Source organism: Alteromonas sp. W12 (assembly GCF_001924945.1).
Lineage (GTDB): Bacteria > Pseudomonadota > Gammaproteobacteria > Enterobacterales > Alteromonadaceae > Alteromonas > Alteromonas macleodii.
The window spans coordinates 211,800-236,825 of sequence record NZ_LQXH01000008.1 but is presented as its reverse complement, the minus strand read 5'-3'; the positions used below and the strand labels follow the sequence as shown (position 1 = coordinate 236,825).

The window sequence follows — 25,026 nt, the reverse complement described above, 5'->3', positions numbered from 1 at the left end:
ATCCAAATTTAGAACGCGCCCATTTAGACGCGTATCAAGGTGTACTGAGAAGCCCCAATGTTTCCCCCAAAATAGGTTGCACCCATAGGAGGACGAAACATGAGGGCTTAACGTACTGACCGCGATGAAGTAATCACATTGAAAAGCCTGACATGATCGTCAGGCTTGACCACGCATATACCGAGATTTGCTAATACATCATCATGGCGTTTGATTCGTAGATGATCCAAACGGATAACCCAACCACCATGAAAATAATAAGCGCACTGAATAAGAATGAAAACGTATTGGCTCTGCCTTCTTCAGTAACAAAGTTAAGGTGCAAAAAGTATTTAAGGTGCACCCAAATTTGAACCAAGCCCAAAGTTACCACGCTCCAAATCGTGGTAACTTTAGATAGGTCGCCATTCATCACTAGAGTGAACGGAATAGCGGTGAGTACCACAGATAGAATGAAGCCAATAATATAAGACTTCACATCGCCATGTGCGTCATCACTATTGTGGGTCGATGAAGCGTGACCGTCCGTATTTGAAGCTAATTTTGCATCGTGTAACGCCATTACATTGCCCCCATTAAATACACTACGGTAAATACACATATCCATACGATATCCAGGAAGTGCCAAAACAGACTTAAGCAACTAAGTCGAGTAACGGTTTGCTCACCTAAACCTCGGCGGGTTACTTCAATAAACATGATTGTCATCCAAATAAGGCCCGCTGAAACGTGCAGTCCGTGCAGCCCCACTAACGAGAAAAACGCCGTTAAAAACGCACTTTGCTGCGGCCCGTTGCCATGCTCAATAAGGTGGTGGAATTCGTACACTTCCATACCAATAAAACACGCACCCAGTGCCCATGTCACTGCCAGCCAAGCAAGGGCGCCTGACTTGTTTTGTCGGTGAGCACATATCATGGCAAAGCCAAAGGTAATGCTGCTTAAAAGCAGAGCGGCTGTTTCAACTGCAACAAAGTTGAGCTCGAAAATATCTTTGCCAGACACACCGCCCGCCGTATTCATAAACAGCACGGCATAGGTGGCAAAGAAAGAAGCAAACAACAAACAGTCGGTCATTAAATACAACCAGAAACCAAACACGGTGTTGTTTTCATGATGTTCTTCGTGTGCGTGTTCATGCGGCATTGATGCGGCGCTTGATGTTGCAATAGTACTCATGAGCGACCTCCCACTGTATTGGCACTTAAGTGCGTAGCTTCAACTCGTTCAACTTCATCTACCTGCACGTAGTAATCAACATCCGAGGTATAGCAACGCTTAATAAATACTCCTATTCCTGCCACTAAACCGACAACAGCAAGCCACCAAATATGCCAGATAAGCGCAAAGCCCATTAGGGTAAAGCTCATGCTCATGAAAACTCCGGCTGAAGTATTTTTTGGCATATGAATAGGTGTGTATTTTTCAGGGCGTTGATACGACTCGCCGCGCTCCTTCATATCCGTCCATGCATCAATGTCTTTGATGTGAGGAATCTTGGCAAAATTGTAAAATTGAGGCGGTGACGCCGTTGACCACTCTAGCGTGTGACCATTCCACGGATCGCCCGTTGTATCGTTAAGCTTCTCTTTGTTTTTGAAGCTTACAAACAGCTGAAGTAGCTGGAAGAAAATACCAATTGCTATAACAAACGCACCAAATGCAGCAATGTATAACCAGATATTCCAGTCAGGATTGTCGGTGTGATTTAAGCGGCGTGTCATACCCAAAAAGCCAAGCACATATAGGGGCATGAACGCCAAAAGGAAACCAATTTGCCAGCACCAAAAGGCTGCTTTTCCGGTTCTTTCGTCAAGCTTAAAGCCCATGGCTTTCGGGAACCAAAATGCAAAGCCAGCCAGATAACCAAATACCGCACCACCAATAATGGTGTTGTGAAAGTGCGCAATGAGAAACAAGCTATTATGAAGTACGTAGTCAGCACCTGGAATAGCAAGTAACACCCCTGTCATGCCGCCAATGGTGAAGGTCACCATAAAGCCTAACGTCCACAGTACAGGCACACTCAATATTAAGCGACCGCGATACATGGTGAATAGCCAGTTAAACAGTTTCACGCCCGTGGGTACGGCAATAACCATGGTCATAATGCCGAAGAAGGCATTCACATTGGCGCTCGACCCCATGGTAAAGAAGTGGTGCAGCCAAACAATGAAACCAAGAATGGCAATGGCACCCGACGCATACACCATCGACTTGTAGCCAAACAGGCGCTTAGCGGTAAACGTAGATATAACTTCTGAAAAAATACCAAATGCAGGCAGTACCAGAATATAAACCTCAGGGTGTCCCCACGCCCAGAACAGGTTGATATACATCATTGAGTTACCGCCGGCTTCATTCGTGAAGAAGTGGAAGTCCATGTAGCGGTCTAGGGTTAGCATGGCTAGCACAGCCGTAAGAATAGGGAACGAAGCAGCAATCAGAATGTTTGCCCACGTACAGGTCCATGTGAAAATAGGCATTTGCATTAACTTCATGCCAGGCGCACGCATTTTAAACACGGTAACTAAGAAGTTTACGGCGGTTAGCAGCGTACCGAGCCCGGATATCTGCAGGGCCCATATGTAATAGTCGACGCCAACCCCGGGACTAAACTCCAACCCGGCTAGCGGCGGATAAGCAACCCACCCTGTTTTTGCGAATTCACCTAACCCCAAAGACACATTTACTAGAATTGCGCCACCTGCGGTCAGCCAAAAACTTAAGTTATTTAAAAATGGAAACGCCACATCGCGAGCACCAATTTGTAGTGGCAAAATGATATTCATCAACCCAATCATAAACGGCATCGCCATGAAGATAATCATGATAACGCCATGGGCTGTGAAGATTTGGTCGTAGTGCTCTGGCGGTAGATACCCGGGCGCACCATTGGTTGCCATTGCAAGCTGAGTACGCATCATAATAGCGTCGGCGAAGCCACGCAGCAGCATGATCATAGCCAACACAATGTACATAATACCAAGACGTTTGTGGTCGACAGACGTTATCCAATCAAACCATAGGGTTCCCCACTGTTTGTGCTTGGTGATAAGCATGGCAATGACCACACCCACCACTGCCACAACAGCAAGTGTCACCATAATAATCGGCTCGTGATAGGGTACGGCCTCAATAGATAATTTACCTAATAAAGACATGGTTATTGTGCATCCTCTTGGTGATGGCTGTGTTGCATTTCAGGCATGGCGTGATGTTCGCCCATGGCGGCATTTTCCGGCTTGTTGTAGAAATCCATAGAGCCGTGATCTTTCATGTATTTCATAACAATGTTATGAAATAAACCGTCATCGACTTTGCTGAAATAGGTCACCGGATTGTTTTCGCTTGGCTCAGCAAGCTGCTCGTAGGCACCTGACGTTAACGATGTTTGCGACTGCTTAACGCTGGCAACCCACGCCTCGAAGTCATCCTCGGTAGGCGTGGCAATAGCGTTAAACTTCATTCCAGTGAATCCCGCACCGCTGTAATTTGAAGAAATGCCTTTGTACGTACCTGGCTCGTCGGCAATAAGATGAAGCTTGGTTTCCATTCCCGCCATGGAATAAATCTGGCTTCCTAGCTGAGGAATAAAAAACGAATTCATGGTGCTTTCAGAAGTAATCTTAAACGCAACGGGTTTATTGGCTGGAAACACCAATTCATTGACCGTTGCGATACCTTGTTCAGGATAAATAAACAGCCACTTCCAGTTGAGCGAGACTACTTCGACAGTAAGATGCTCTCCTTGACCTTCTAGCGGTGCATAAGGGTCGAGTGCGTGAGTAGAGCGCCAGGTGATCACACTCAACGACACGACAATGAGAATTGGAATGGACCACACCACCGCTTCTATTTTGGTCGAATGTGCCCATTTAGGGGTATAAATTTCGAAATCGCGACTAGCGCGATACTTCCACGCAAAGTAAAGCGTAAGAAAAATAACGGGAACAACAACAATCAGCATGAGGATGGTGCAAAGAATAATCAGATTCTTTTCATCCATACCCACTTGCCCTTTAGGGTCAAGCACGCCACCGCTGCAACCGGCCAACGTCAGCCCTGCACCAGCAACAATTAAAGTAAAAAGGTTACGAATAGACAAAACAAGTTCCTATAACCCACAAGTTAAACGGCGATGACTGGGCCGCTTAATAGAGAATGGCAGCGTTACAGCATCGAAAAACACACCGGTAAAGCTTTGTCACACATACTGCGCAACGCTTTCGGCGTTAGATAATCAAATCGGAGACGTTTAACTAAAAAGTGGGGGCGCTCTACTGCCAACCGTCTGAACAAAAGGCTGGGGGAATGTAGGGCAAAGGTAAGGAATAGGTCGGCGCTGTTTTGTTATTTGCGCCTTTGCTATAGCCGTGGCTTTAACCAAGAGACCAACTAACACTAATGCAATAGTGGGAACAATAAATTGCGAAAGCGTGTGATTGGCCAGTGCAATGAAAAAAGGCTCTACAACCAAACTTTCATTAAACGCACTGACAAATTCTGCCGAGTCAGCCAAGGTACCACTGATAACTAGCGCAATGTTCAGCAGTAACACCAGATTAGCCAACCACAGCATAGCGCCTACACCACTGGTGTAGTTTATTGCGGGTCTAATCGAAGAATTCAGTTCGTCTAAAAAAACGAAAGAACGTGGTGCCATATAGAATGTAATGCCTTACAAGAACAATGCTCTAAGTTTAACGCTGCTTCAAATGAGAATGAGAAAGCAGGCGTGGCAGAGTAATCTCAAATAAGGACAAGTACAAGCCACCTATCGACGGGCTGAAAAGACCTAGTAATTAAAGCACCAGACACAAATGACTATTTTATTAACATTCAGAAGGTAAGACTCTGCTTCCACAGATTTATCGTCGCCCTTAGTACAGATGTCACGCATTTATTCACTTTTTCGCTCGCTGAGTCTTCAACTTGCACCTCGGTAGCACCTACACATGTTAATTTTTTGTTTTAAATATACAAAATTAAACCGCTTACCGGATGCGGTTGATAAAGCGTTAACCTTCTTATAGATGCGATGAGTTGCACGACAGTTTTCTCTCTTTTCTCAATGTAATTGATTTAAAAATCATCAACAATTTAAAATGCCACCGGTAGCATTTTGTTTAATTCGTGTTAATATCGAGCAATATTATCTTGATTTCGGGACCGCAAAAAGATGGAAAGGTATGTTATTCCCAGTGTTATGCAGGCGCTGCAGCTATGTCAAGCCATCGCCGAGTCTCGCTCGGGTTTAAGTGCCTCTGAAATTGAGTCAGCGCTTAAACTTCCCCGCACATCAGTATTTAGATTACTTAGAACATTAACCAGCGAACGGGTAGTCGAAAAGCGTGGTACAAAATACTTCTATGGCACACGCATTTACGAAATTAGCGCCGCTAACTCGCGCAGCAGATACGTTCAGAGAATCACTGCACCTGCGCTTTCGAAACTTATAGCTGCAACCAACGCTAGCGCAATCATCTGCACATTAGGCGACTACTGCGCGTTTGTAATTGACGTTTTAGATGCCAGAGAAAAGCAAATAACAACAATTAGGCCAGGGACAAAACTGCCCTTATTTGAATCTGCTGCGGGTCATGTCATGTTGGCCTACCATCCCAAGTATCAAAACATGAACGACAGCACACACCCTGCAAACTTTGATGAACAACAAGCCGCGAAATTACGAGCAACAACGTGTACCAGAGGCTATGCCGTCAGCCACTTCGCACCGCGCAACGTAACGCTTGTTGCCGTGCCAGTCTTCATGCGAGATGGAGAGCTTGTATCAATTTTAGCAATAGAGTTAGAAGGTATGATCCACGACGTTAAGGTACTCCAAGCATGGAGCGCTAAACTCAAAGACATCGCCCGCCTTCCAACCACCGGTGCCCACCCTTACGAGCAGGACATGCAGTAATGAAACATATTCCAATTCAACTGATTGTCGCTTTCGTCGCGTTTCTCGCTTTGTCTAACTGTCACGCACAATCATTGGCGTTTGAAGGCGCGCTGGGGTTCGGAAAATACACACAAGGTGGAAACCAAGGAAAAGTGTTAGTTGTTAGCTCTTTGTCTGATAATGCCAAAAGCCCACAAGAGGGAACATTGCGATGGGCTATTGCGCAAGACTATCCCAGACTGATTGTCTTTAATGTGTCTGGCGTGATAGCGCTAGAAAAGGATTTAGAAATAAAACATGGCAACGTCACCATTGCAGGACAGACATCTCCCCACGGAATTGTAATTTCTGGCGCATCAACAAGCGTTGAAGCTAATCAGGTCATTATTCGACACATGCGCTTTAGGCCGGGGAAAGGCAGTGAAGAAGGCGATGCAGTAACCGTTAGAAATACCACTGATGTCATTATCGATCATTGTTCGCTAAGTTGGTCAAAAGACGAGGTAGGCTCTTTCTACAATAACCAACGCTTTACACTGCAATACAGCATACTATCAGAGAGTTTAAACAACGCGGGTCATCACAAAGGTAGCCATGGCTATGGCGGCATTTGGGGTGGCAGTAATGCTAGCTTTTTGCGCAATATATTGGCCAATCATACGAGTAGAAACCCGCGCATTAACGGATGGCGACTGAACCCGCCTTACCCACAGCAGCAAGAATTCGTTGATATCAAAAATAACGTTATTGCCAACTGGCAAAAAAACTCAGCTTATGGCGGCGAAAACGGCACCGCAAATCTGGTTGGGAATATTTATGCCCCAGGCCCCGCTACGAAAAAGCTATGGTTTTTCCAATTATGGGACGATAAGGAATCACTCACTCGACTGTATGTTGCTGAAAACGTGATGAAGGGCTATAGCGACATGTCTGAGGACAACAGTAAAGGCATAGATGTTAAGAGCGCCAAAACCGGTTCAAAGAAAGAAAAAGACGTAATCACTCGTTCCCTTTCAACGTCGCCTTTTCATCAGAATGAAATAGATAAATTAGGCGATGCGCAACTTACTGCACAGCAAACATGGACAAGCTTGATTGAAAACCAAGACGTAGGTGCTAATCTCACCCGCACAGGTAAAGATCTAGACCCTGTAGACTCGCGCATACTTAAGCAAATACAAAGCAATCAGTACACAAGCAAAAATGGGATAATTGATAGTGAATTAGATGTGGTTGACTGGTCAATTTACAGCAGCTACTTTACTGCCAACCCCGCGCCCTCTCTTACTTTTCATGAAGAAAACTCATGGCGGGTACTCGCAGGAATCCCAACACTGTGATCACTAAATATTCATATATTAATAATTTGTGAAATAAACGTTAAATGTTAGTGCATTCCTATCTGACAAGATCAATACTGCCACCGGTGGCATAGCAAAATATAAATACTACAGCTATGTCGATTTTGGAATTTAGGAGTTCAAAACATGAAAGTGTTTCAATGGACAGCCCTCGCTCTAGCCGTGTCCACGGCGTTTTCCAGCATGGCGCAAACTGCACCCGCTCAGGAAAATACCGAGCAAACTGAAACAAATGAGACCCCTAGCGAAATTGAAGTAGTTGAAGTAAAGGGTGTTAAACAGGCAGACCTTAAAGCGCGTGACTTAGAACGCATGAAAAGCGGCTTTAGCTCTGTTATTTCTACCGATGATTTAGGCAATTTTGTTGATCAGAACGTGGCGGAGTCCCTTCGACGACTGCCGGGTGTTACGCTACAGCGCTCTGAAGGCGAAGGTAAGTTTGTCACCGTACGGGGCTTAGGACCCGGCTTCGTATCCATAAATATGAACGGCGCACAAATGTCTGGTGCAGGCGAAGAACGGAAAGTGGGATTAGACGCACTTCCTGCTGACCTTCTCGGTACCATTGAAGTGCTGAAAACACTCACCCCAGACCAAAACCTAAATTCCATTGGCGGTACGGTCAACGTTAAAGCAATTTCAGCTTTCGATCGCGGCAAAAATACATTAAAAATGCGTGTTCAAGACGCATATTCAGAAGCGCGCGAAAAGCACTCTCCGAAATTTAGCTTAGACGGCACCCAGTTTTTCCTCGACAACACCTTTGGTATTGGCTTTGCCATCTCTCACGAAGACCGCAAAACCCAGATAGACGAAACGCGCCACCACAGCACCAACGAAATGAAGTTTTACACCGCCGACTTGGGTAAAACAGAAGAAGAAATTGCCCAGGGTGACGAAATTCTTGCACCTTCTCAGTTAGAAGTTCGTCGCGAAATTGCAGGAAGAACTCGCCAAGCAGCAGCACTAAACCTCGAATACAAGCCCTCTGCAGACGCCTACTATTATGCCAAAGGCACGTTCACTCAGTTTGAAGATGATGATCGCGCACAACGAGAATTTTACGATTTTCAAGATGCTGGCTCTGTCGGAAACGATGAAATTGTATACGTAAACGGCGCTACGAAAGAGTTTATTCTTAGCGATATAGACGTATTCCACCAGCATTTCCTACAAGAAAGTAAGAACAAAACCATAACGTTCAGCTTAGGGGGAGAAAACCGTATTGCTGAACGCTTCGTGTTTGACTACGAATACGCTCAATCTCGCTCTGAAGAGGACTCCACTGGCGACCGCCGCGTTCAATTCCGTGAACGAGACCTGATTGTTTATGGTCAAGGCGGTCGCGACAACATTAACGCCCGCATTTTAAGCCCACAGGAAGCTGCCGAAATCGCAGGTCTAACCTACGACCCGGAAAACAGTATTTTTGGAACGTCGGGTAGTGGCGATGGTTCTGACCTTTCAAATTATCAATTCGATAACCTGTTTTTAGAGGGCGGAACGCGAATTGATGAAATTAAGACAGTGAACCTTAACTTGCGAACCGACATTTTTAATGACTGGTTAAATACCATTAAATTTGGTGTGCAGGTGAGTGAGCGCGATCACGTGCGTGACAAGGATCGCTGGAGTTTCGACCCTTCTGCCGGCGACTGTAGCGACGACGCATGTATTGCCGCAGTGAATTCTACCCTTGCCGACTATGACACCCAGATTCCTTCAAACAGTGCATTCCAGCTGCCGTTTGAAAGCCGCGCAGTTGTCGACCAAATTGTTGATGCTACTCGTCAAACGGTTGAGCCTGCCACAAATGGCGAAGTGTCGATAGAAAGCACTAAGGGCGACTACAGCATTACCGAAGATACGCAAGCTGTATACGCAATGGCAGAGTTGCCATTAGGCGCAGATGCCACACTAACAACCGGCGTTCGCTGGACTCAAACCGAGTTCTCTTCTACCGGCTTTTTGTCTTTAGAGAACGATGACTTTGAGTTTAATGGCGCAGGGGCTGGTGCATTGGATATTGCTATCCCTCTTCCAGAAGCGTCTATTAAATACAGTGAGTTTTTCCCTAGTGCACACATTAAATGGGAACCGAGTGAAAACTTCTTAGTGCGTGCCGCAGCATGGACGAGTTTTACTCGCCCGTCGTTTAAACAAGCCCGTGCATTTGCAGTGTTTGACAGCGATATTGAGCTTTGTCCTCCTGGTTCTGACGATTGTGATGACAGTCAAGGTGGCGCATCGCTTCAACAGTTAAGTCAGTATGTGTTGGGTTCTGATAATGCACTAGATGTGGGTAACCCTAACCTCGTTGCAATGACATCTATTAACTACGATGCGTCAATTGGCTGGTATCCAAGCGAAAACCTCTTTATGGAAGCGGCAGTTTTCTATAAAGACATCGACAACTTTATCGTAGATGTAAACGGAATTGGCATGGCGCTTAATGACCTGCCGCTAACGCTTCCGGTAAACCAAGTTACTGAGTTTGTTATTCCGCAAGACTTATACCTTAACGAGATAAACATTACCGTTAACGGCAACAAAGCCTCGGTTGTCGGGTTAGAGCTTAGCTACAACCAGTACTTTGAAAATGGTCTATTCATTCAAAGTAATGCCACCATCCTAGATAGTGAAGCCACGCTGGATAGCAGTATTCGTCAAGGCAAGGTAGCACTGCCCGACCAAGCTGATACCACCTTCAACCTTGTATTTGGTTGGGAGAGCGAAACGTTCTCTGCTCGCTTAATTGGTAACGTGCGTTCTGAAGTTCTTGAACAAATTGGCTCATGCCCAATTACTGCCGATCTTAACGACCCGAAAGGCTGCAAGATTTGGGGCGACCAATATCAAGATTCGGTTAAAAGCTTAGACTTTAAACTTCAGTACGACATTACCGAGTACGCACAATTGTACTTTGACGCCATCAACCTTACCGAGGAGTCTGACCTTCGCTACTTCCAAGGTAACGCGTTAAGCGGCGGCAACATTCTGTACCAAAAAGAAGAATACGGCCGCAGCTACCAGCTGGGTGTAAACATTAAGTTCTACTAATTGTCTGCGCCGGGGAAACCCGGCCTTTTCCACATAATAAAGCTGGAGCGGACATGTAGTGCGGTAGTACGCCCAGTAAAATATGGAGATTGAGTACCATGAAACTCACGAAAATTGCTGCCCTTATGGGCGGCGTTATTCTCGTTGCCGCCTGTGGCGAGAAAAGCTCTACCAATGTAACCCTCCCCCCCGACCCAGCACTTACTGGCGTATTTGTAGATAGCCCCGTTGAAGGAATCAATTATTCCTCTGCTTCTGTGGAAAACGGTACCACGAATGCGCAGGGTGAATACTCTTACTTCAGAGGAGAGCAGCTCGCTTTCAGCATAGGTCAGCTGACGTTTCCAGAAACACCGGCATCAAGCGTTATCTCTCCTCTTGACCTGTTCGCAACTGACAACCCTTTTAACCAGTCGGTCGTAAACACGCTTCGACTTTTACAATCTCTTGATACCGATGGCGACCCAAGTAACGGTATATCGCTAAGCGCCAGTGCTGGCGATGTGGCGGTAGCTACGCTAGACGAAGAGCAAACCATTGAAGACTTCTTTAATCAATCTGATGCAGATTTTGCAGCCGATGTAGAGGTGTGGCTTGGTTCTGCTGGCGGAGCCAGTGCTACGCTTGTGGATAAAGCACAGGCTATCAGCCATTTCGTAAATTACCTTGAAGCCGAATTAGGTACGCTGTTCCCTAACACCTTTGATGTAACCCGCTTCACAGGCGACATTTACGCACCAACACTGGAAGGCAGAAGTGTATCTCAAGCCACTTACACCTTTACGCCAGACGACGAAACGAACTTGTCAGGTACTTTTGTAAGAGTGCACGGTGAGGAAAGCACAACAGGTAGCTATGAATTCTCTTTTGGACGAAAAGTTATTGCCCTTAGCTACGGTGAGCAAACTGAGTATCTTATTTCCCGTGCTTTCAACACGGTTAACGAGGTATACAGCCTGTGCGTGGTATCTCCGGATAACGCTCAGTCTATGCCGTTAGTGCTGCATGTTGAAAATTGCCTTGCCAACGAAGATCCACAGAACTACCTGTTTGCATTTACCCAAGAACAAGCAGATGTTGAACTGGCAAAGCTAGAGGAAGCAGCGAATTCTATCCAGGCAGCGCTTGAAGAGAATTTTGATACCGACACCGATACGTTTTTCTCATCGTCGTACAAGCGTTTAAGTGAAGAGCCAGATGCTGGCGCGCTTTATTATGTAACAGGTGGTAGCCCACTAGTCGACGCCACCACAGGTCAACTTACCCTTGAAGGCGATCGATTCAGCATAGGTAATGCTGCAGCCAACCCAGGAGCCAATACGTCGGCATCAGATACGGTAGGCATGGGTATTTATAACCTTAGCGAAGGTTTTACCATCAGCTTCGACGTTATTTCTCATAATGGCGGCGGTACATTCAGCCTTTATGTAGATAACAACACCACAGGGCAAGATAACTCTGTACACGGTGCTGCTTCTAAGTTTGTAAGCGAAGGATTAGCGGACGGCACAATGGTACCCGGCACACGCTTTACCTACACTTATGAGCCGGGTGACGATATTGGTGGCGGCGATCCTAGTGCACCTGACGCTAAAATTCTCGATAGCTCGGTAACTAATAGTTTCTTCCAATTGCGCACAGATTCGAGTGCCACTATCACTATCGATAACTTAAAAATTGAAACGGTAGCTGACGCAGTTGACCCAGTGCCTCCGGTTGAGCCTGAGCCTACCGAGCCTGAAGAGCCCGAAGTTATTCCAAGTGTACCGCTGCCGCTTTCCTATACCTTTGCAGGCGAAAGCGAGGATATTTTCTCGACAAACTTTGCCGCGATTGAAAATGCAGCGGGTGAGCAAGTCGCCATGTTTACCATTACCGGTGGCTCGGTAACGCAAATTGACACTGGTATTCAGCTTGACGGCGGACGCTTTACGCTTGGTAATACTGAACCTGATACCCAAAGCTCGTCTGACGATACATCATCAACCGGTGCACTGGATTTGAGCCGTCCTTACAATGTTATCTTTGATGTCATTTCTGCTGAAGATTCCGAAGGCGACAACAAATTCCAGATTTACGTGGATAACAATACTTCTGGCAGCGCCAACTCACACCTAGGTTCAGATTCTCGTTTCTTTAATGAGCCTGTGCTCGATTTAGTACCGGGAACCACCATGACAGTAGAAGGACAGATAGCAACGCCTAACTCGTACCTTCAATTTAGAACGGAAAGTGGCTCTATTGTGGTCATCGACAATATTCGCATTGAATATATTGATGAAAACACCCTGTTAGAGGAAACGTTTGAAACAGACGCAGACACCTTCTTCAGCCCTGAATACAAATCAACTGATGGTGGTGCCACGCCGTTTTATAGCGTAACGGGCGGCGGCTCAGGTTTAGTGATCTCCGAAGGCCAACTAGCTATCGACAGCGCACGCTTTACCATGGGCAACAGTACCCCTGATACAGACACAACCGCTGATGACACTGTAACCACGGGTATATTAGATTTAAGCCGTGAATATACCATTAGTATGGACATCATTGCCGTTGAAGACAGTGAAGGCGACAACAACTTCCAGATATATGTAGATAACAACACCAGCAGTAGCAGCAAATCGATACATGGTGGCGACTCTAAATTCTACAGTGAACTGGTTAATAACCTTGTGCCAGGGCAACGCCTAACTATCGATGGATTTATTGGTACACCCACCTCGTTCCTGCAGCTTCGTACTGAAAGTGGCGGCAAAGTGGTTATCGATAACTTTGTTATATCGTATGTGGGTGAAGCGCCAGATGACAGCAAGTTTAGCTGTGAAAATGAACCACAGCTTTACTTCTGTGACGACTTTGCATCGGGCTCTTTAGATAACTTCACACTTATTTCAGACGACGCAGGCTCAAACGGCCCACAAGGCACGTTTGATGTTGTAGAAGACGACGGCAACAAAGTGATGCGCTACACCGCTGGCGGTGAAGGTGGCGAAATTTTCTTGGTTAAAGAGTCGGTGCTTAGCAACCTGCCAGAAAATGGAAATTACTTTGTTGAAGCGCGCATTCGTCCAAGACAAAACAGCACCACGCGAAACAAACAGATCTTCCTTCTAGGTCGTTATGATAGCGCTGGAAACTGGTACGGCGGAGGTTTGAATGTACAAAACTCGTCAAGCAGTACACAAGTTGAAGTAGCGGTAAGTACCGAAGGTAGTATTTCTCGCCCTGTCCAAGCTAAGTCACCTATTGTACTGGGTGAAAAAGACGGTACAGACGGCACGTGGTACCGCGTACGTTTTGAAATGGAAAACGAGAAACTCACCGTTTATTTAGACGGCGAGAATATGGGTACAGCAGAAGATACAACCTATAGTGCAGCGGGACTGATTGGCCTTTTCACTAATAACCGCTCGTTCGAGCTGGACGATTTAAAAGTGGGTGACCCCGCTGTTAAACCAGTTCAACTTACTCTAGATTTCAAAGAAACAGAGTGGGAAACCACCACCAGTAGCGATCCGTTGTTCGTTTACGTTACCGCAGTACAAAACGACGGTATAACTGAAGACACGTTTACCGTCACCAGCAATGATGCGAGTGTGGTCAGCGTAGAGCAGCAAGGTCCACAAGTTACCATTACCCCTCGCGCTGCCGGCAGCGCAATAGTAACTTTTACCTCTGGCTCTGACCCTACGTTAAGCAAACACATTGCCGTTAATGTTGGCGAAGGCTTTACCATGCCTACCGCTACCTATGGCGACTTATTCCCAGACACCACACCGTATTCGGGCAATAACAATGCGTATACCGATACCCTACTCTCGTTAACCTTCGACAGCGAACCCACCTTAGGAAGTAGCGGTGAAGTGCGCATTTACAATGCGACAGACGACACCCTAGTAGACGTTATCAATATTGCAGCTGATGAAGACTTTATTGGCTTTGAAGGCCAAGACAGACAGCGCAAAGTGGCTTACCGCCCAGCATCAGTTGTAGGCAACAAATTAGTGATTAAGCCTCATACAAATGCCCTTCAATATGGTCAGTCGTATTACGTAGCCATTAGCGATGGTGCGGTAACCGGCGCAACGCTAAATGGTGAAAGCTTTAGTGGTATTGGCAAGAGTGCGAACTGGCGCTTTGCAACAAGAGCCGCCGCACCTTCTGGCGCGAATGTTACCGTAGATGATGACGGCGAAGCGGATTTCCGCACGGTGCAAGGTGCGCTTAATTACGTGATGCAAAACGTAAGCAGCGATACGCCATCTCGCATTACGATTCGTGACGGCGAATATCAGGAAATGCTGTTCCTTCGTGGTAACAACAATGTCACGCTTCAAGGCGAGAGCCGAGACAATACCGTGGTGTACTACGATAACTTTGAAAGCTTTAACAGCGGTAGCGGCAAGAGCGAAGCACCTGCGGCGGGCACGCCATCAGGCGGAAGAAGCGTGTTTTTAGTGGAAGGCGTAGATAACCTGACGCTAACGAACTTCACTTTGAAAAACTCACACATCAGAAGCAACGACTACTCTAACCAAGCTGAGACGATTTACTTTAACAGTGATTCAGGTCGTCTAACTGCCGTTGATATGAACTTTGTGAGTGAACAAGATACGCTGCTGTTAAAAGGCTTTAGTTGGTTCTACAATTCATTGATTGCCGGCAACGTTGATTTCATTTGGGGTTACGTAAATACCGCACTGTTTGAAAACAGCGAAATTCGCACCATTGGCGACTCTAAAAACGGTAACCCTGACGAAGACACAGCGGGCGGCTACATTCTACAAGCTCGCGTACCTGATATTTCTTATAAAGGGTTTATCTTCTTAAACAGCAGCTTCACCAATGGCCCAGGCCCTATTGGTAACGGTGTACTCGACGACTCTACGTATATTGCAAGAAGTGGCGGCAGCGCGAGTTACTTCGACAATATTACGCTTATTAATAACCGTTTCGACACCCACATTGCCACTATCGGCTGGGCGGGCGAAGGAGTACGCGACCAACCTGCACCAAACCCTAGCCCTGCAACCGCAGCAGCTGGATGGCGTGAATACGGCAGCATGGATATGCAGGGTAACCCGCTTGATCTTTCAAGCCGTCAGTTTGCCCACATTCTTACCGACAGCGAAGTGACTGAACTTACCAGCAGAACGGCGATATTCTCTCACTTTAATAACGGCGAAGGCTGGGTGCCAAGCGAGCCTAACTTGCCGAATGTAGCACCAGCTCCAACGCTTGATGCGTACGGTTTTGCGCAATACAACTATGCATTAACCGGCGGCGCTGGCGGTACGGTAGTCACCGTAGATAACGGTGCTGATCTGCAGGCGGCGTTAGATAGCGCAGCGAACAGCAACACCCCAGTAACGGTTTATGTAGATGGCACCATTACCGACGCAAACAATGGCGGTACGGGCTCACCGATTGAAATAAAAGACATGAACGATGTGTCAATTATCGGGGTTGCAGACAGGGGCGAATTCGACGGTATTGGCATCTTAATTAGACGTGCAAATAACGTGATTATTCAAAACCTGAAAATCCACCACGTGCTTACTGATGGAAAAGACGCTATCTCTATTGAAGGTGATAACGACGGCTCTACCACCAGCAACATTTGGATTGACCACAATGAGCTTTACAGCACATTGTCTGTGGACAAGGATTTCTACGACGGGTTAGTAGATAGTAAACGCGGCGCGAAAAACATCACTATCTCTTACAACTACCTTCATGATCATTGGAAAGCCTCGTTACACGGCCACACTGAGAATGATGTAGACAGTGATAATACCGAGCGTTTAATTACCTTCCACCACAACCGCTTTGAGAATATCGAGTCACGTTTACCGTTATTCCGCTACGGTCACGGTCACTTGTATAACAACTATTACAATCAGATATCCTCTACGGCAATCAATTCAAGAATTGGTGCAGAGCTACAGGTAGAAAACAATGTGTTTGAGAACACGCAAAACCCAATTGTTTCCTTCTACTCAGACGTTATTGGATATTGGAACACGTCAGGCAACCTGTTTGGCGAAGGCGTAACTTGGACAACGCCAGCTGATGGTGACGTTGTAGCAGGACCTGATGCCACGCCAACATCCAGCTACGAAGTGCCGTACGACTACGTACTAGATGATGCCGACGTGGTTAAGCAGCGAGTTATCAACTACTCGGGCGTAGGTAAAATTAACCAGAATGCCGATGACATTCCTCCGTTAAACTAACTCCCAAAAGAGTTAGCACAAACAAAAAGGCGCTGCTCTATAAGCAGCGCCTTTCTTTTTAAACCGGGTTCATAATTACCATTTACTTTTATTAAGTTTTTCCGTTAACGTAAACGTTGGATGAAATTCGGACAATAATAACGATGAAACGATTTTTTAAATGGATTGGTACTGGTTTACTGGTAATTGTATTGGCAGGCGGTACTTTTGCTGCGCACGAGTGGTATGCGGATAAACCTTTTTACTTTAATAACCTACTTAACCGAGAAATGGTGAAAGTAGCTTTTGATAGTCCTGAAACCTTAACCTCTCTCGGTTTTTTAGAATCAATGGGCATTAAAGGCCACAACGCCGAGCTTGATGACGTTAGCCAAGAAAAAAATGAAGCCTTGTTTGTAAAAGCCCATGATATACGAGAAAAAGTTTTAGCGTATGACGACGAAGATTTAAACGACGATGAGCAGCTTTCAAAAGAAATCACGCTGTACTTGCTTGATTATCTCATTAGTAACGAGCCGTTTCAGTATCACAGCTACCCAGTAAACCAGCTTTTCGGTGTACAAAACGGGTTTCCAAGCTTTATGGAAGGTCAGCATCAGGTTAATGATGCTACCGACGTAGAGAACTATTTAAGCCGTTTGCGTGCCGTAGACGAGAAATTCGCGCAAGTACTTGAAGGGCTTAAGCTTCGTGAAGAAAAAGGCATTATCCCTCCGCGCTTCGTGATAGACCGCGTACTAGATGAAATGAATGGCTTTATATCTTCGCCAATAGAAGAGAATATTCTTTACAGCTCACTGAAAGAAAAGATGTCTAAGGCTGAAGAAATCTCTGCGGAACAGCAAGACGCATTTTTAGCTGAAGCTCAAACAGTCATAGGTGATGACGTTGACCGCGCCTACCAGCTATTTATAGATTACTTCACCACGCTTCAAGCCAAAGCTGGCAATGACCACGGCTACTGGCATTTACCTGACGGCGACAAAGTGTATGCCAATGCGCTGCGTTTTTTCACTACCACCGACATGACTGCCGATGAAATTCACAACCTAGGCTTAAAAGAGGTAGCAAGAATTCAGGGCGAAATGTTGACTATTCTTGCTGGTGAAGGCTACGACGTAACTCAGGGCTTCTCTAGCGCGATGGACGCGTTGGCCGCCGATCCTTCTCACTATTACGAAGACAGTGATGAAGGCCGCGAGCAAATTCTAAAAGATTACCAAACCATACTTGATGAGATTGATGCAGGTATAAGTGATGTATTTAGAATTCGCCCTGAGGCCGGCATGGAAGTGGTACGTATTCCGGAGTTTAAAGAGAAAACTGCACCTGGCGCCTACTACCAGCAGCCCGCTATTGACGGCTCTCGTCCGGGACGATTTTATGCCAACTTATATGATATTAAAGCAACCCCTAAGTACAGCATGCGTACATTGGCCTATCACGAAGGCATTCCGGGCCATCATTTCCAGGTAGCCTTGGCGATGGAACTGGAAGGCATGCCCTTTATTCGCAAAATGTCGCCTTTTACTGCCTACACCGAGGGCTGGGCTTTGTATTCAGAATACTTAGCATGGGAGATGGGCTTTCAAGATAAACCTCTAGATAACTTGGGGCGCCTTCAAGCTGAACTATTCAGAGCAGTACGCTTAGTGGTAGATACGGGTATTCACGATAAACGTTGGACCCGTGAAGAGGCAATTGACTATATGGTACGCAACACAGGTATGGCGCTTAGCGACGTTACATCTGAAATTGAGCGCTATATTGTTATGCCGGGTCAGGCCACCTCTTACAAAGTGGGCATGATTAAGATTTTAGAAATTCGTGAGAAAGCGAAACAAGAATTAGGCGATAAGTTCGACTTACGTGATTTCCATGACGTGGTACTTAAAAACGGTGCGGTGCCACTTGCCATTCTTGAAGAATTGGTGGACGAGTATATTGCAGAAAAACAGGGCGCATAGCCTGTTACGCTCTAGGTTTGTCACACAAACAAAAAAGGCGCTGCTCTATGAGCAGCGCCTTTCTTTTAAGCGTTAAGCTTGGGGGATGATTACATCATGCCGCCCATTCCGCCCATGCCGCCCATATCAGGCATTGCTGGTGCGTCTTCTTTAGGTAGTTCAGCTACCATTGCTTCAGTTGTGATCATTAGTGAAGCAATTGAAGATGCGAACTGTAGTGCAGAGCGCGTTACTTTAGTTGGGTCAAGAATACCCATCTCTAGCATGTCGCCGTAAGTGTCGTTACCTGCGTTGTAACCGTAGTTACCTTCGCCGTTCTTCACTTCGTTAACTACTACTGATGCTTCTGCACCTGAGTTAATAGAGATTTGACGTAGAGGCGCTTCCATTGCACGTAGTGCAAGCTTAATACCTACTGTTTGGTCGTCGTTGTCGCCAGTAAGGTCAGCAAGTTTAGCTGCTGCGCGAACTAGTGCTACACCACCACCAGGTACCACACCTTCTTCAACCGCTGCGCGAGTTGCGTGTAGTGCATCTTCTACGCGGTCTTTCTTCTCTTTCATTTCAACTTCAGTTGCTGCACCAACTTTAATTACTGCAACACCGCCTGAAAGCTTAGCTAGACGCTCTTGAAGCTTCTCTTTGTCGTAGTCTGACGTAGAGTCTTCAATTTGACCTTTGATTTGAGCACAACGGCCTTCAATCGCTTCTTGGTCGCCGTTACCGTCAACAACTGTTGTGTTGTCTTTGTTGATAACTACGCGCTTAGCAGTACCTAGGTCTTCAAGCTGAACTTTTTCAAGGTCTAGACCAATTTCTTCAGAGATTACTGTACCGCCAGTTAGGATAGCGATGTCTTGAAGCATTGCTTTACGACGGTCACCGAAACCTGGTGCTTTAACCGCTGCAACTTTAACAATACCGCGCATGTTATTAACTACTAGTGTAGCAAGCGCTTCGCCTTCAACATCTTCAGCGATGATCATTAGCGGCTTACCAGCTTTCGCTACGCCTTCAAGGGTAGGAAGTAGTTCGCGGATGTTAGAAATCTTCTTGTCAACCAATAGGATGAACGGGTTGTCTAGTTCAACAGTACCGTTTTCTTGGTTGTTGATGAAGTATGGAGATAGGTAACCGCGGTCGAACTGCATACCTTCAACAACGTCCAGTTCGTTTTGAAGTGCCTGACCTTCTTCTACAGTGATAACACCTTCTTTACCTACTTTCTCCATCGCTTGAGCAATGATGTCGCCAACTTCTGAATCAGAGTTTGCAGAGATAGTACCTACTTGAGCGATAGACTTGCTGTCTGCACAGTCAGTAGACAGAGCTTTAAGCTCTTCAACTGCTGCCGCAACTGCTTTGTCGATACCGCGCTTAAGATCCATTGGGTTCATACCCGCTGCAACGCTCTTAAGACCTTCAGTAACGATTGCTTGAGCAAGTACAGTAGCAGTAGTTGTACCGTCACCTGCTTCGTCATTCGCTTTAGACGCAACTTCTTTTACCATCTGCGCGCCCATGTTCTCGAACTTGTCTTCAAGCTCGATTTCTTTCGCTACAGACACACCATCTTTAGTGATAGTAGGTGCACCGAAAGACTTGTCTAGAACAACGTTACGGCCTTTTGGACCTAGTGTTACTTTAACTGCGTTAGCTAGTGTGTTTACGCCTTTCAGCATTTTGCTGCGAGCGTCATCACCAAAACGTACTTCTTTAGCTGCCATGATTAAATTCCTCTAAAATTCGTTTTAACGTTAGTTGTAATTACTCAACAATCGCTAGAATGTCGCTTTCGCTTAGGATTAGTACTTCTTCACCATCCAGCTTTTCTGTTTTAACGCCGTAACCGTCGTTGAAAATAACGGTGTCGCCTACTTTAACGTCTAGCGCTTTAACTTCGCCGTTCTCAAGAATGCGACCGTTACCTACTGCGATTACTTCGCCGCGTGTAGATTTTTCTGCTGCAGAACCAGTCAGAACGATACCGCCTGCAGATTTGCTTTCTTGCTCTGCGCGCTTAAGGATTACGCGGTCGTGTAAAGGACGAATTGCCATTTTCAAGTCTCCTGAAAATTCCACTATTCAAATGAATGTAATTGTCGACATTCAGACAATCTAAATGCCGTGTGTTTAAGGTTGCTCATTGCTGAGCAGTTAAAATCGTTTCTGCACGGATAGATGGGGTAGTACCCAGATAACTTCAAGGGTTTTTAAGCAAAAAAATGTAAAAAATTTGGTTTTTTCGCTAAATACTTCTTTTTATTGGGCAAGTAAACGCCGTTTATCGCGGTAAACGGCGCTCATAACCTGACGGAGAGGGCGTTGGGGCTCGCTATTTTAAGCGCTTATCTGGGTCGTTAGTGGTGTGATCGGTGTACTCACCTTCAAACACATCACCATCGCTATTATGTGAGCGTGAATGCTGGTCGAAAGGACTTTGCCCAAACGGTGACTGACCCTGTCCGAAGCCTGCAGTTCCCGGCCCCATACCCGGAGCGACAACACGCATTTTCATGTGCTTACTGACCTGAGCAGCAAAGAAGTGACGTGAGCCTGGCATTGCCAATAAGAAGCCGAAAATATCGGTAATAAAGCCTGGCGTCACAAGTAAAATACCCGCAACCACCAGCATCAAGCCTTCAACTAGTTCTTTTCCTGGCACTTCATTTCGCTGCATTTTTTCTTGTGCAGTTTGCAGTGTACTCACGCCTTCGCGTTTAACAAAGTAAGCACCAATAAAGGCAGAAAGAAGTACCAAGCCAACGGTATTCCAACCACCGATCACGCTGCCCACATTTATCAGCAACGCAATCTCTAAAATAGGTAATAGGGCAAACAGTATAAATAAAACCCGCAAAATGCTTCCTCTTTCATGTATTCATAACCTGTTATAGGGTCTTTGTACGTAATAACAAGAAAAGGTGCCCACCCTTTCGCTTAAATAGCCACTTAAAGCGACCGATAACGACCGTGATATACTGTAGCTATGAAAGAATAGTGCGACTTTTCAGGTCAATTACATATCGACCCATTAGCAAAGTAACAGGCGCGAAATAAAGTAGGAAAAGTTCATGACAATTAAGCTTGTATTGTGCACCACGCCCGATGAAAAGACAGCGCAGTTAATTGCCAGCACGCTCGTTGAAGAAAAGCTTGCCGCCTGCGTCAACATAATCAAGGGTATAGAGTCCGTTTATGAGTGGCAGGGGAAGGTGGAAACCGACGTAGAATGCCAACTGCTTATTAAAACGAACACACGACACGTTTTACAGGCCTTCGATAGAGTAAGCGAACTACATCCGTATGATGTCCCTGAATGGTTAGAACTTAATGCTGAGGCTAGCAGCGCTTACGGTCAGTGGTTACAAACCACGCTACAGCGCTAGTTAAAACGTAATTCTAATAAAAATAACGATAACGCAAAATAGATAAAAATGAACTGTAACTTTATGACTTTACCTTCTTTCTCATCAGGCAATGCATCAGCTTCGCTGTTCCAGCGCTTTACTGCTTATGTTCTCTCAGCGTTCTGTTTAATGACGTTATTAACCACGTTCGCATTGGCTCAGGTGCCCAATGCCTTTGACGATCCGTTCGTGGATGAACCCCAGTTTTTGGATGTAGACCAAGCGTTTGCGTTCGACTTTAACCAAGAAGACGATGTGCTTACGGTAAGCTTCGATATTGCCGACGGCTACTACCTTTACCTAAAGCAGTTTAAGTTTGTGGCGAAACAAGCCGAAATTGGCGAGCCTGAGTACCCAAATGGGGTAATGATTCAGGATGAGTTTTTTGGCGAGTCTGAAGTGTTTTACAACGGCGTATCTATTACTTTGCCCATAGAATCAGCGAGCAGTGACGGCGTAGTAAAAATTCGCTATCAAGGCTGTGCTGACGCAGGGCTTTGCTACCCGCCAACAGTGAAAGTCGTGTATTTAAATGAAGTGGGAAGCAGTGCAGTTGCTGAGACAGATACGGCCTCAGAACCAAATAACGCAGCAACTTCTTCACAAAGCGAGCAGTTCGATTTAGCGCAAAGGCTAATCGATAAAGATAACCTTGCTCTTACTTTAGCTCTATTTTTTGCACTAGGCGTAGGCTTAGCCTTTACACCTTGCGTATTCCCGATGTATCCCATTGTGTCGGGCATTGTGATTGGTCAGGGCAAACCTAAAACCGCATCGCATTCATTCTGGCTAACCTTTGTTTACGTTCAAGGTATGGCGATCACATACTCACTGCTTGGATTAGTGGTTGCGGTAGCCGGCGCGCAGTTTCAAGCTGCGCTTCAACACCCTGTAGTACTCGGCGTATTCATTGTGCTATTTGTGGCGCTGGCCGTTGCTCTGTTTGGTGGCTTTGAAATTCAGCTACCGGCAAAGTATCAAGAAAAGCTCACTCACATGAGTAACAATCAAACACCCGGCAGCTTTGCAGGGGTGTTTATTATGGGTGTATTGTCTGGTCTTATCGCTTCGCCCTGTACGACGGCCCCGCTAACCGGCATATTGTTATTCATCGCCCAAACTGGCGATATGACACTGGGCTTTATTTCTCTTTACTTGTTAAGCATTGGTATGGGCGTTCCACTTATTCTGTTCGGCATGACAGGAGGAAAACTCCTACCTAAAGCAGGTAACTGGATGAATGTGGTTAAAGTTACCTTTGGCTTTATGATGCTTGCCGTGGCCATTGTGTTTATTGAGCGTTTATATAATAGCCCTGCCACTGGCTTCCTATGGGGATTGCTTGGTTTCGGTTTGTTCGGCTATTACTGGGCACTTAACCGCGCCAGCAAAAACTCACTGATGAAGCTTGTACGTGCTGTTGTGGTTGCAATAGGCATTATGGGAAGTGCTGGCCTTACCTATCAAGCAGGGCTCAACACCGGACTTTGGGGCGAACATGCTGATGGTGTTCACGCAGGGCACCCAGACTTTGTTGTTGCGCGAGATTTGGCAGACTTACGCAATAAAATTGCGGCGGCTAACGCACAAGGTAAAACTGTGATGGTCGATTTGTATGCCGACTGGTGCGTTGCCTGTAAGGAATTTGAAAAGTACACCTTCCCAGACGAGCAAGTGATATCTGCGCTTAGCAATACAGTATGGATGCAAATGGATCTTACCGATAACACACCAGAACGTCAGGAGATTTTTGACACCTTCACTGTGCTAGGCCTGCCAACCATTTTGTTCTTTGACAAAAACGGCGACGAGCTAACCAAGGCCCGTGTTACCGGGTTTATGAAAGCAGACGCCTTTGCCGGTCATGTAAACGAGTGGCTTAACAATGGGTCTGACGTTAATGATGCTCAAAGTGGTCGCTTGGACTAAGGCGCTTCTATTCGAGGCCTTTCCTCCTTTAATATGGCGAGCGGTGCGAAGCGCCGCTCTTTTTATTTTGGGTAGAGACGGGTTTCAGAAAAGAAGGTTGGCTTCAATGCTGGCCTTCTTATTTATTTCGCTCACTTTTTCCCTATCAATAACAGCGAAAACCACGGGGTGCTTCGATAACAAGCGCTTTTGTTTTGAGCTTACGCCTTCGTCTTCTTCTCTTTTTCTAGTCTCGGTACAAAGAAAAGTAGAATTGCCCGTAGCGCTAACTCTGTATTCCAATGTGATGCAAGACATTCCCACAGGCAATGGGGAGCTTAAATCAAAAGCCCACGTTAATGCATTTTTAGATACCAATGACCAAGTGCCCCTTGGCGTAGTAAAAAATGCCGACGCATTCTGGGATTCTATGCGCGTTAAATGGACGGTGGGGCGCGTAGACGCGATACACGACAACGCCTATACGTATCTGCCACCGCTACAACCAGCTAGCAAATACCGTATTGTGCAAGGCTTTAACGGCAATTTTAGTCATTCTGGTGCGTCAAGGTATGCTCTCGATTTTGCCGCGCCTGTAGGTACACCTATTTTAGCCGCCCGGGAAGGCGTAGTGATCGACACGAAAGATGACGGCACGAAAGGCGGGCCAACGCCGAAGTTTGCAAAATACGCTAACTACGTTGTTATTCTTCATAGCGACGGAACCACCGGCGAATACTACCACCTGAAATATAAAGGTGTTGTAGTAACAAGAGGGCAAACTGTAAAGCGCGGGCAGCTTATCGGTTATACCGGCAATACGGGGTTTTCTTCCTTACCCCACCTTCACTTTGGCATTTATGTAGCCAAATTCCATGGTAAGTACGTGAGTGTGCAGTTTTCGCTCGACAGCGCCCTAACTAAGGCCTCGCCTTAGCATTTATAGCAATACATACTGATACTTTTCGTCAAAACTACCATCTCATCCCCCACTAACGCCTTCTGAGAGTGCAGCATGCTGCGGTTTCACAGGCAGCAAATAAGCAAACTTTCCAATAAACTTTGCGCCGAAAACACCTGATTAGACCAGTATTTTGCTGCGAAATCTTTATCTATCACTATAATCAGCATTTAACACAATAAACGAGCAAATTAATTGGCTTTTTTTCGTGCAAC

General features: G+C 46.1%; 16 protein-coding genes. 8 read left to right on the top strand and 8 right to left on the bottom strand.

What is annotated here, in order from left to right:
* Window positions 1-190: 190 nt before the first annotated feature.
* The 5 genes from cyoD to AWH61_RS12410 form a co-directional block, all read right to left on the bottom strand.
* Window positions 191-562, bottom strand: a complete 372-nt coding sequence (gene cyoD / locus AWH61_RS12430; RefSeq protein WP_012520077.1) for a cytochrome o ubiquinol oxidase subunit IV — start codon at window positions 560-562, stop codon at window positions 191-193.
* Window positions 562-1,179 (bottom strand): cytochrome o ubiquinol oxidase subunit III, encoded by a 618-nt coding sequence (gene cyoC, locus AWH61_RS12425; protein WP_075177207.1) that lies wholly within the window; start codon window positions 1,177-1,179, stop codon window positions 562-564. Before cyoC ends, cyoD begins: the two co-directional genes overlap by 1 nt.
* Window positions 1,176-3,164 carry a cytochrome o ubiquinol oxidase subunit I gene (gene cyoB, locus AWH61_RS12420; RefSeq protein ID WP_075177206.1) on the bottom strand — a complete coding sequence of 663 codons (1,989 nt, stop codon included), beginning with the start codon at window positions 3,162-3,164 and terminating at the stop codon, window positions 1,176-1,178. The genes cyoC and cyoB overlap by 4 nt, the downstream gene beginning before the upstream one ends.
* 2 nt (window positions 3,165-3,166) lie before the next feature.
* Window positions 3,167-4,108 (bottom strand): ubiquinol oxidase subunit II, encoded by a 942-nt coding sequence (cyoA, locus tag AWH61_RS12415; protein ID WP_014951264.1) that lies wholly within the window; start codon window positions 4,106-4,108, stop codon window positions 3,167-3,169.
* A 150-nt stretch (window positions 4,109-4,258) separates the two neighbouring features.
* Window positions 4,259-4,666: a hypothetical protein gene (locus AWH61_RS12410; RefSeq protein WP_014951265.1), complete on the bottom strand. Its 408-nt coding sequence runs from the start codon at window positions 4,664-4,666 to the stop codon at window positions 4,259-4,261.
* A gap of 516 nt (window positions 4,667-5,182) precedes the next feature.
* Here AWH61_RS12410 and AWH61_RS12405 point away from each other — a divergent pair.
* The 5 genes from AWH61_RS12405 (at window position 5,183) to AWH61_RS12385 (ending at window position 18,532) form a co-directional block, all read left to right on the top strand.
* Window positions 5,183-5,926, top strand: coding sequence for an IclR family transcriptional regulator (locus AWH61_RS12405; protein ID WP_231513126.1), 744 nt, complete (start codon window positions 5,183-5,185; stop codon window positions 5,924-5,926).
* Window positions 5,926-7,248: a pectate lyase family protein gene (locus tag AWH61_RS12400; protein WP_075177204.1), complete on the top strand. Its 1,323-nt coding sequence runs from the start codon at window positions 5,926-5,928 to the stop codon at window positions 7,246-7,248. The genes AWH61_RS12405 and AWH61_RS12400 overlap by 1 nt, the downstream gene beginning before the upstream one ends.
* 147 nt (window positions 7,249-7,395) lie before the next feature.
* Window positions 7,396-10,329, top strand: a complete 2,934-nt coding sequence (locus AWH61_RS12395; protein ID WP_075177203.1) for a TonB-dependent receptor — start codon at window positions 7,396-7,398, stop codon at window positions 10,327-10,329.
* Window positions 10,330-10,427: 98 nt separating this feature from the next.
* A complete protein-coding gene (locus AWH61_RS12390; RefSeq protein WP_075177202.1) occupies window positions 10,428-16,565 on the top strand; it encodes a pectinesterase family protein in 6,138 nt (2,045 codons plus the stop codon).
* Between the two features lie 143 nt (window positions 16,566-16,708).
* A complete protein-coding gene (locus AWH61_RS12385) occupies window positions 16,709-18,532 on the top strand; it encodes a DUF885 domain-containing protein (RefSeq protein WP_075177201.1) in 1,824 nt (607 codons plus the stop codon).
* Window positions 18,533-18,621: 89 nt separating this feature from the next.
* On the opposite strand, the gene groL is transcribed toward AWH61_RS12385, so the two are convergent.
* From groL to AWH61_RS12370, 3 genes are all read right to left on the bottom strand, one after another.
* The gene (gene groL / locus AWH61_RS12380) at window positions 18,622-20,259 is read right to left on the bottom strand and encodes a chaperonin GroEL (protein WP_014951270.1); all 1,638 of its coding nucleotides are present in this window, start codon (window positions 20,257-20,259) and stop codon (window positions 18,622-18,624) included.
* Window positions 20,260-20,299: 40 nt separating this feature from the next.
* The gene (locus tag AWH61_RS12375; RefSeq protein WP_012520088.1) at window positions 20,300-20,590 is read right to left on the bottom strand and encodes a co-chaperone GroES; all 291 of its coding nucleotides are present in this window, start codon (window positions 20,588-20,590) and stop codon (window positions 20,300-20,302) included.
* 277 nt (window positions 20,591-20,867) lie between these two features.
* Window positions 20,868-21,392 carry an FxsA family protein gene (locus AWH61_RS12370; RefSeq protein WP_075177200.1) on the bottom strand — a complete coding sequence of 175 codons (525 nt, stop codon included), beginning with the start codon at window positions 21,390-21,392 and terminating at the stop codon, window positions 20,868-20,870.
* 214 nt (window positions 21,393-21,606) lie between these two features.
* Here AWH61_RS12370 and cutA point away from each other — a divergent pair, with 214 nt between their 5' ends.
* The 3 genes from cutA to AWH61_RS12355 all read left to right on the top strand — a co-directional run bounded on the left by cutA (window position 21,607) and on the right by AWH61_RS12355 (window position 24,787).
* The gene (cutA, locus tag AWH61_RS12365) at window positions 21,607-21,921 is read left to right on the top strand and encodes a divalent-cation tolerance protein CutA (protein ID WP_075177199.1); all 315 of its coding nucleotides are present in this window, start codon (window positions 21,607-21,609) and stop codon (window positions 21,919-21,921) included.
* A 63-nt stretch (window positions 21,922-21,984) separates the two neighbouring features.
* The gene (locus AWH61_RS12360) at window positions 21,985-23,871 is read left to right on the top strand and encodes a protein-disulfide reductase DsbD (RefSeq protein ID WP_075177319.1); all 1,887 of its coding nucleotides are present in this window, start codon (window positions 21,985-21,987) and stop codon (window positions 23,869-23,871) included.
* 106 nt (window positions 23,872-23,977) lie between these two features.
* Window positions 23,978-24,787 carry a M23 family metallopeptidase gene (locus tag AWH61_RS12355; RefSeq protein ID WP_075177198.1) on the top strand — a complete coding sequence of 270 codons (810 nt, stop codon included), beginning with the start codon at window positions 23,978-23,980 and terminating at the stop codon, window positions 24,785-24,787.
* Window positions 24,788-25,026: the final 239 nt, after the last annotated feature.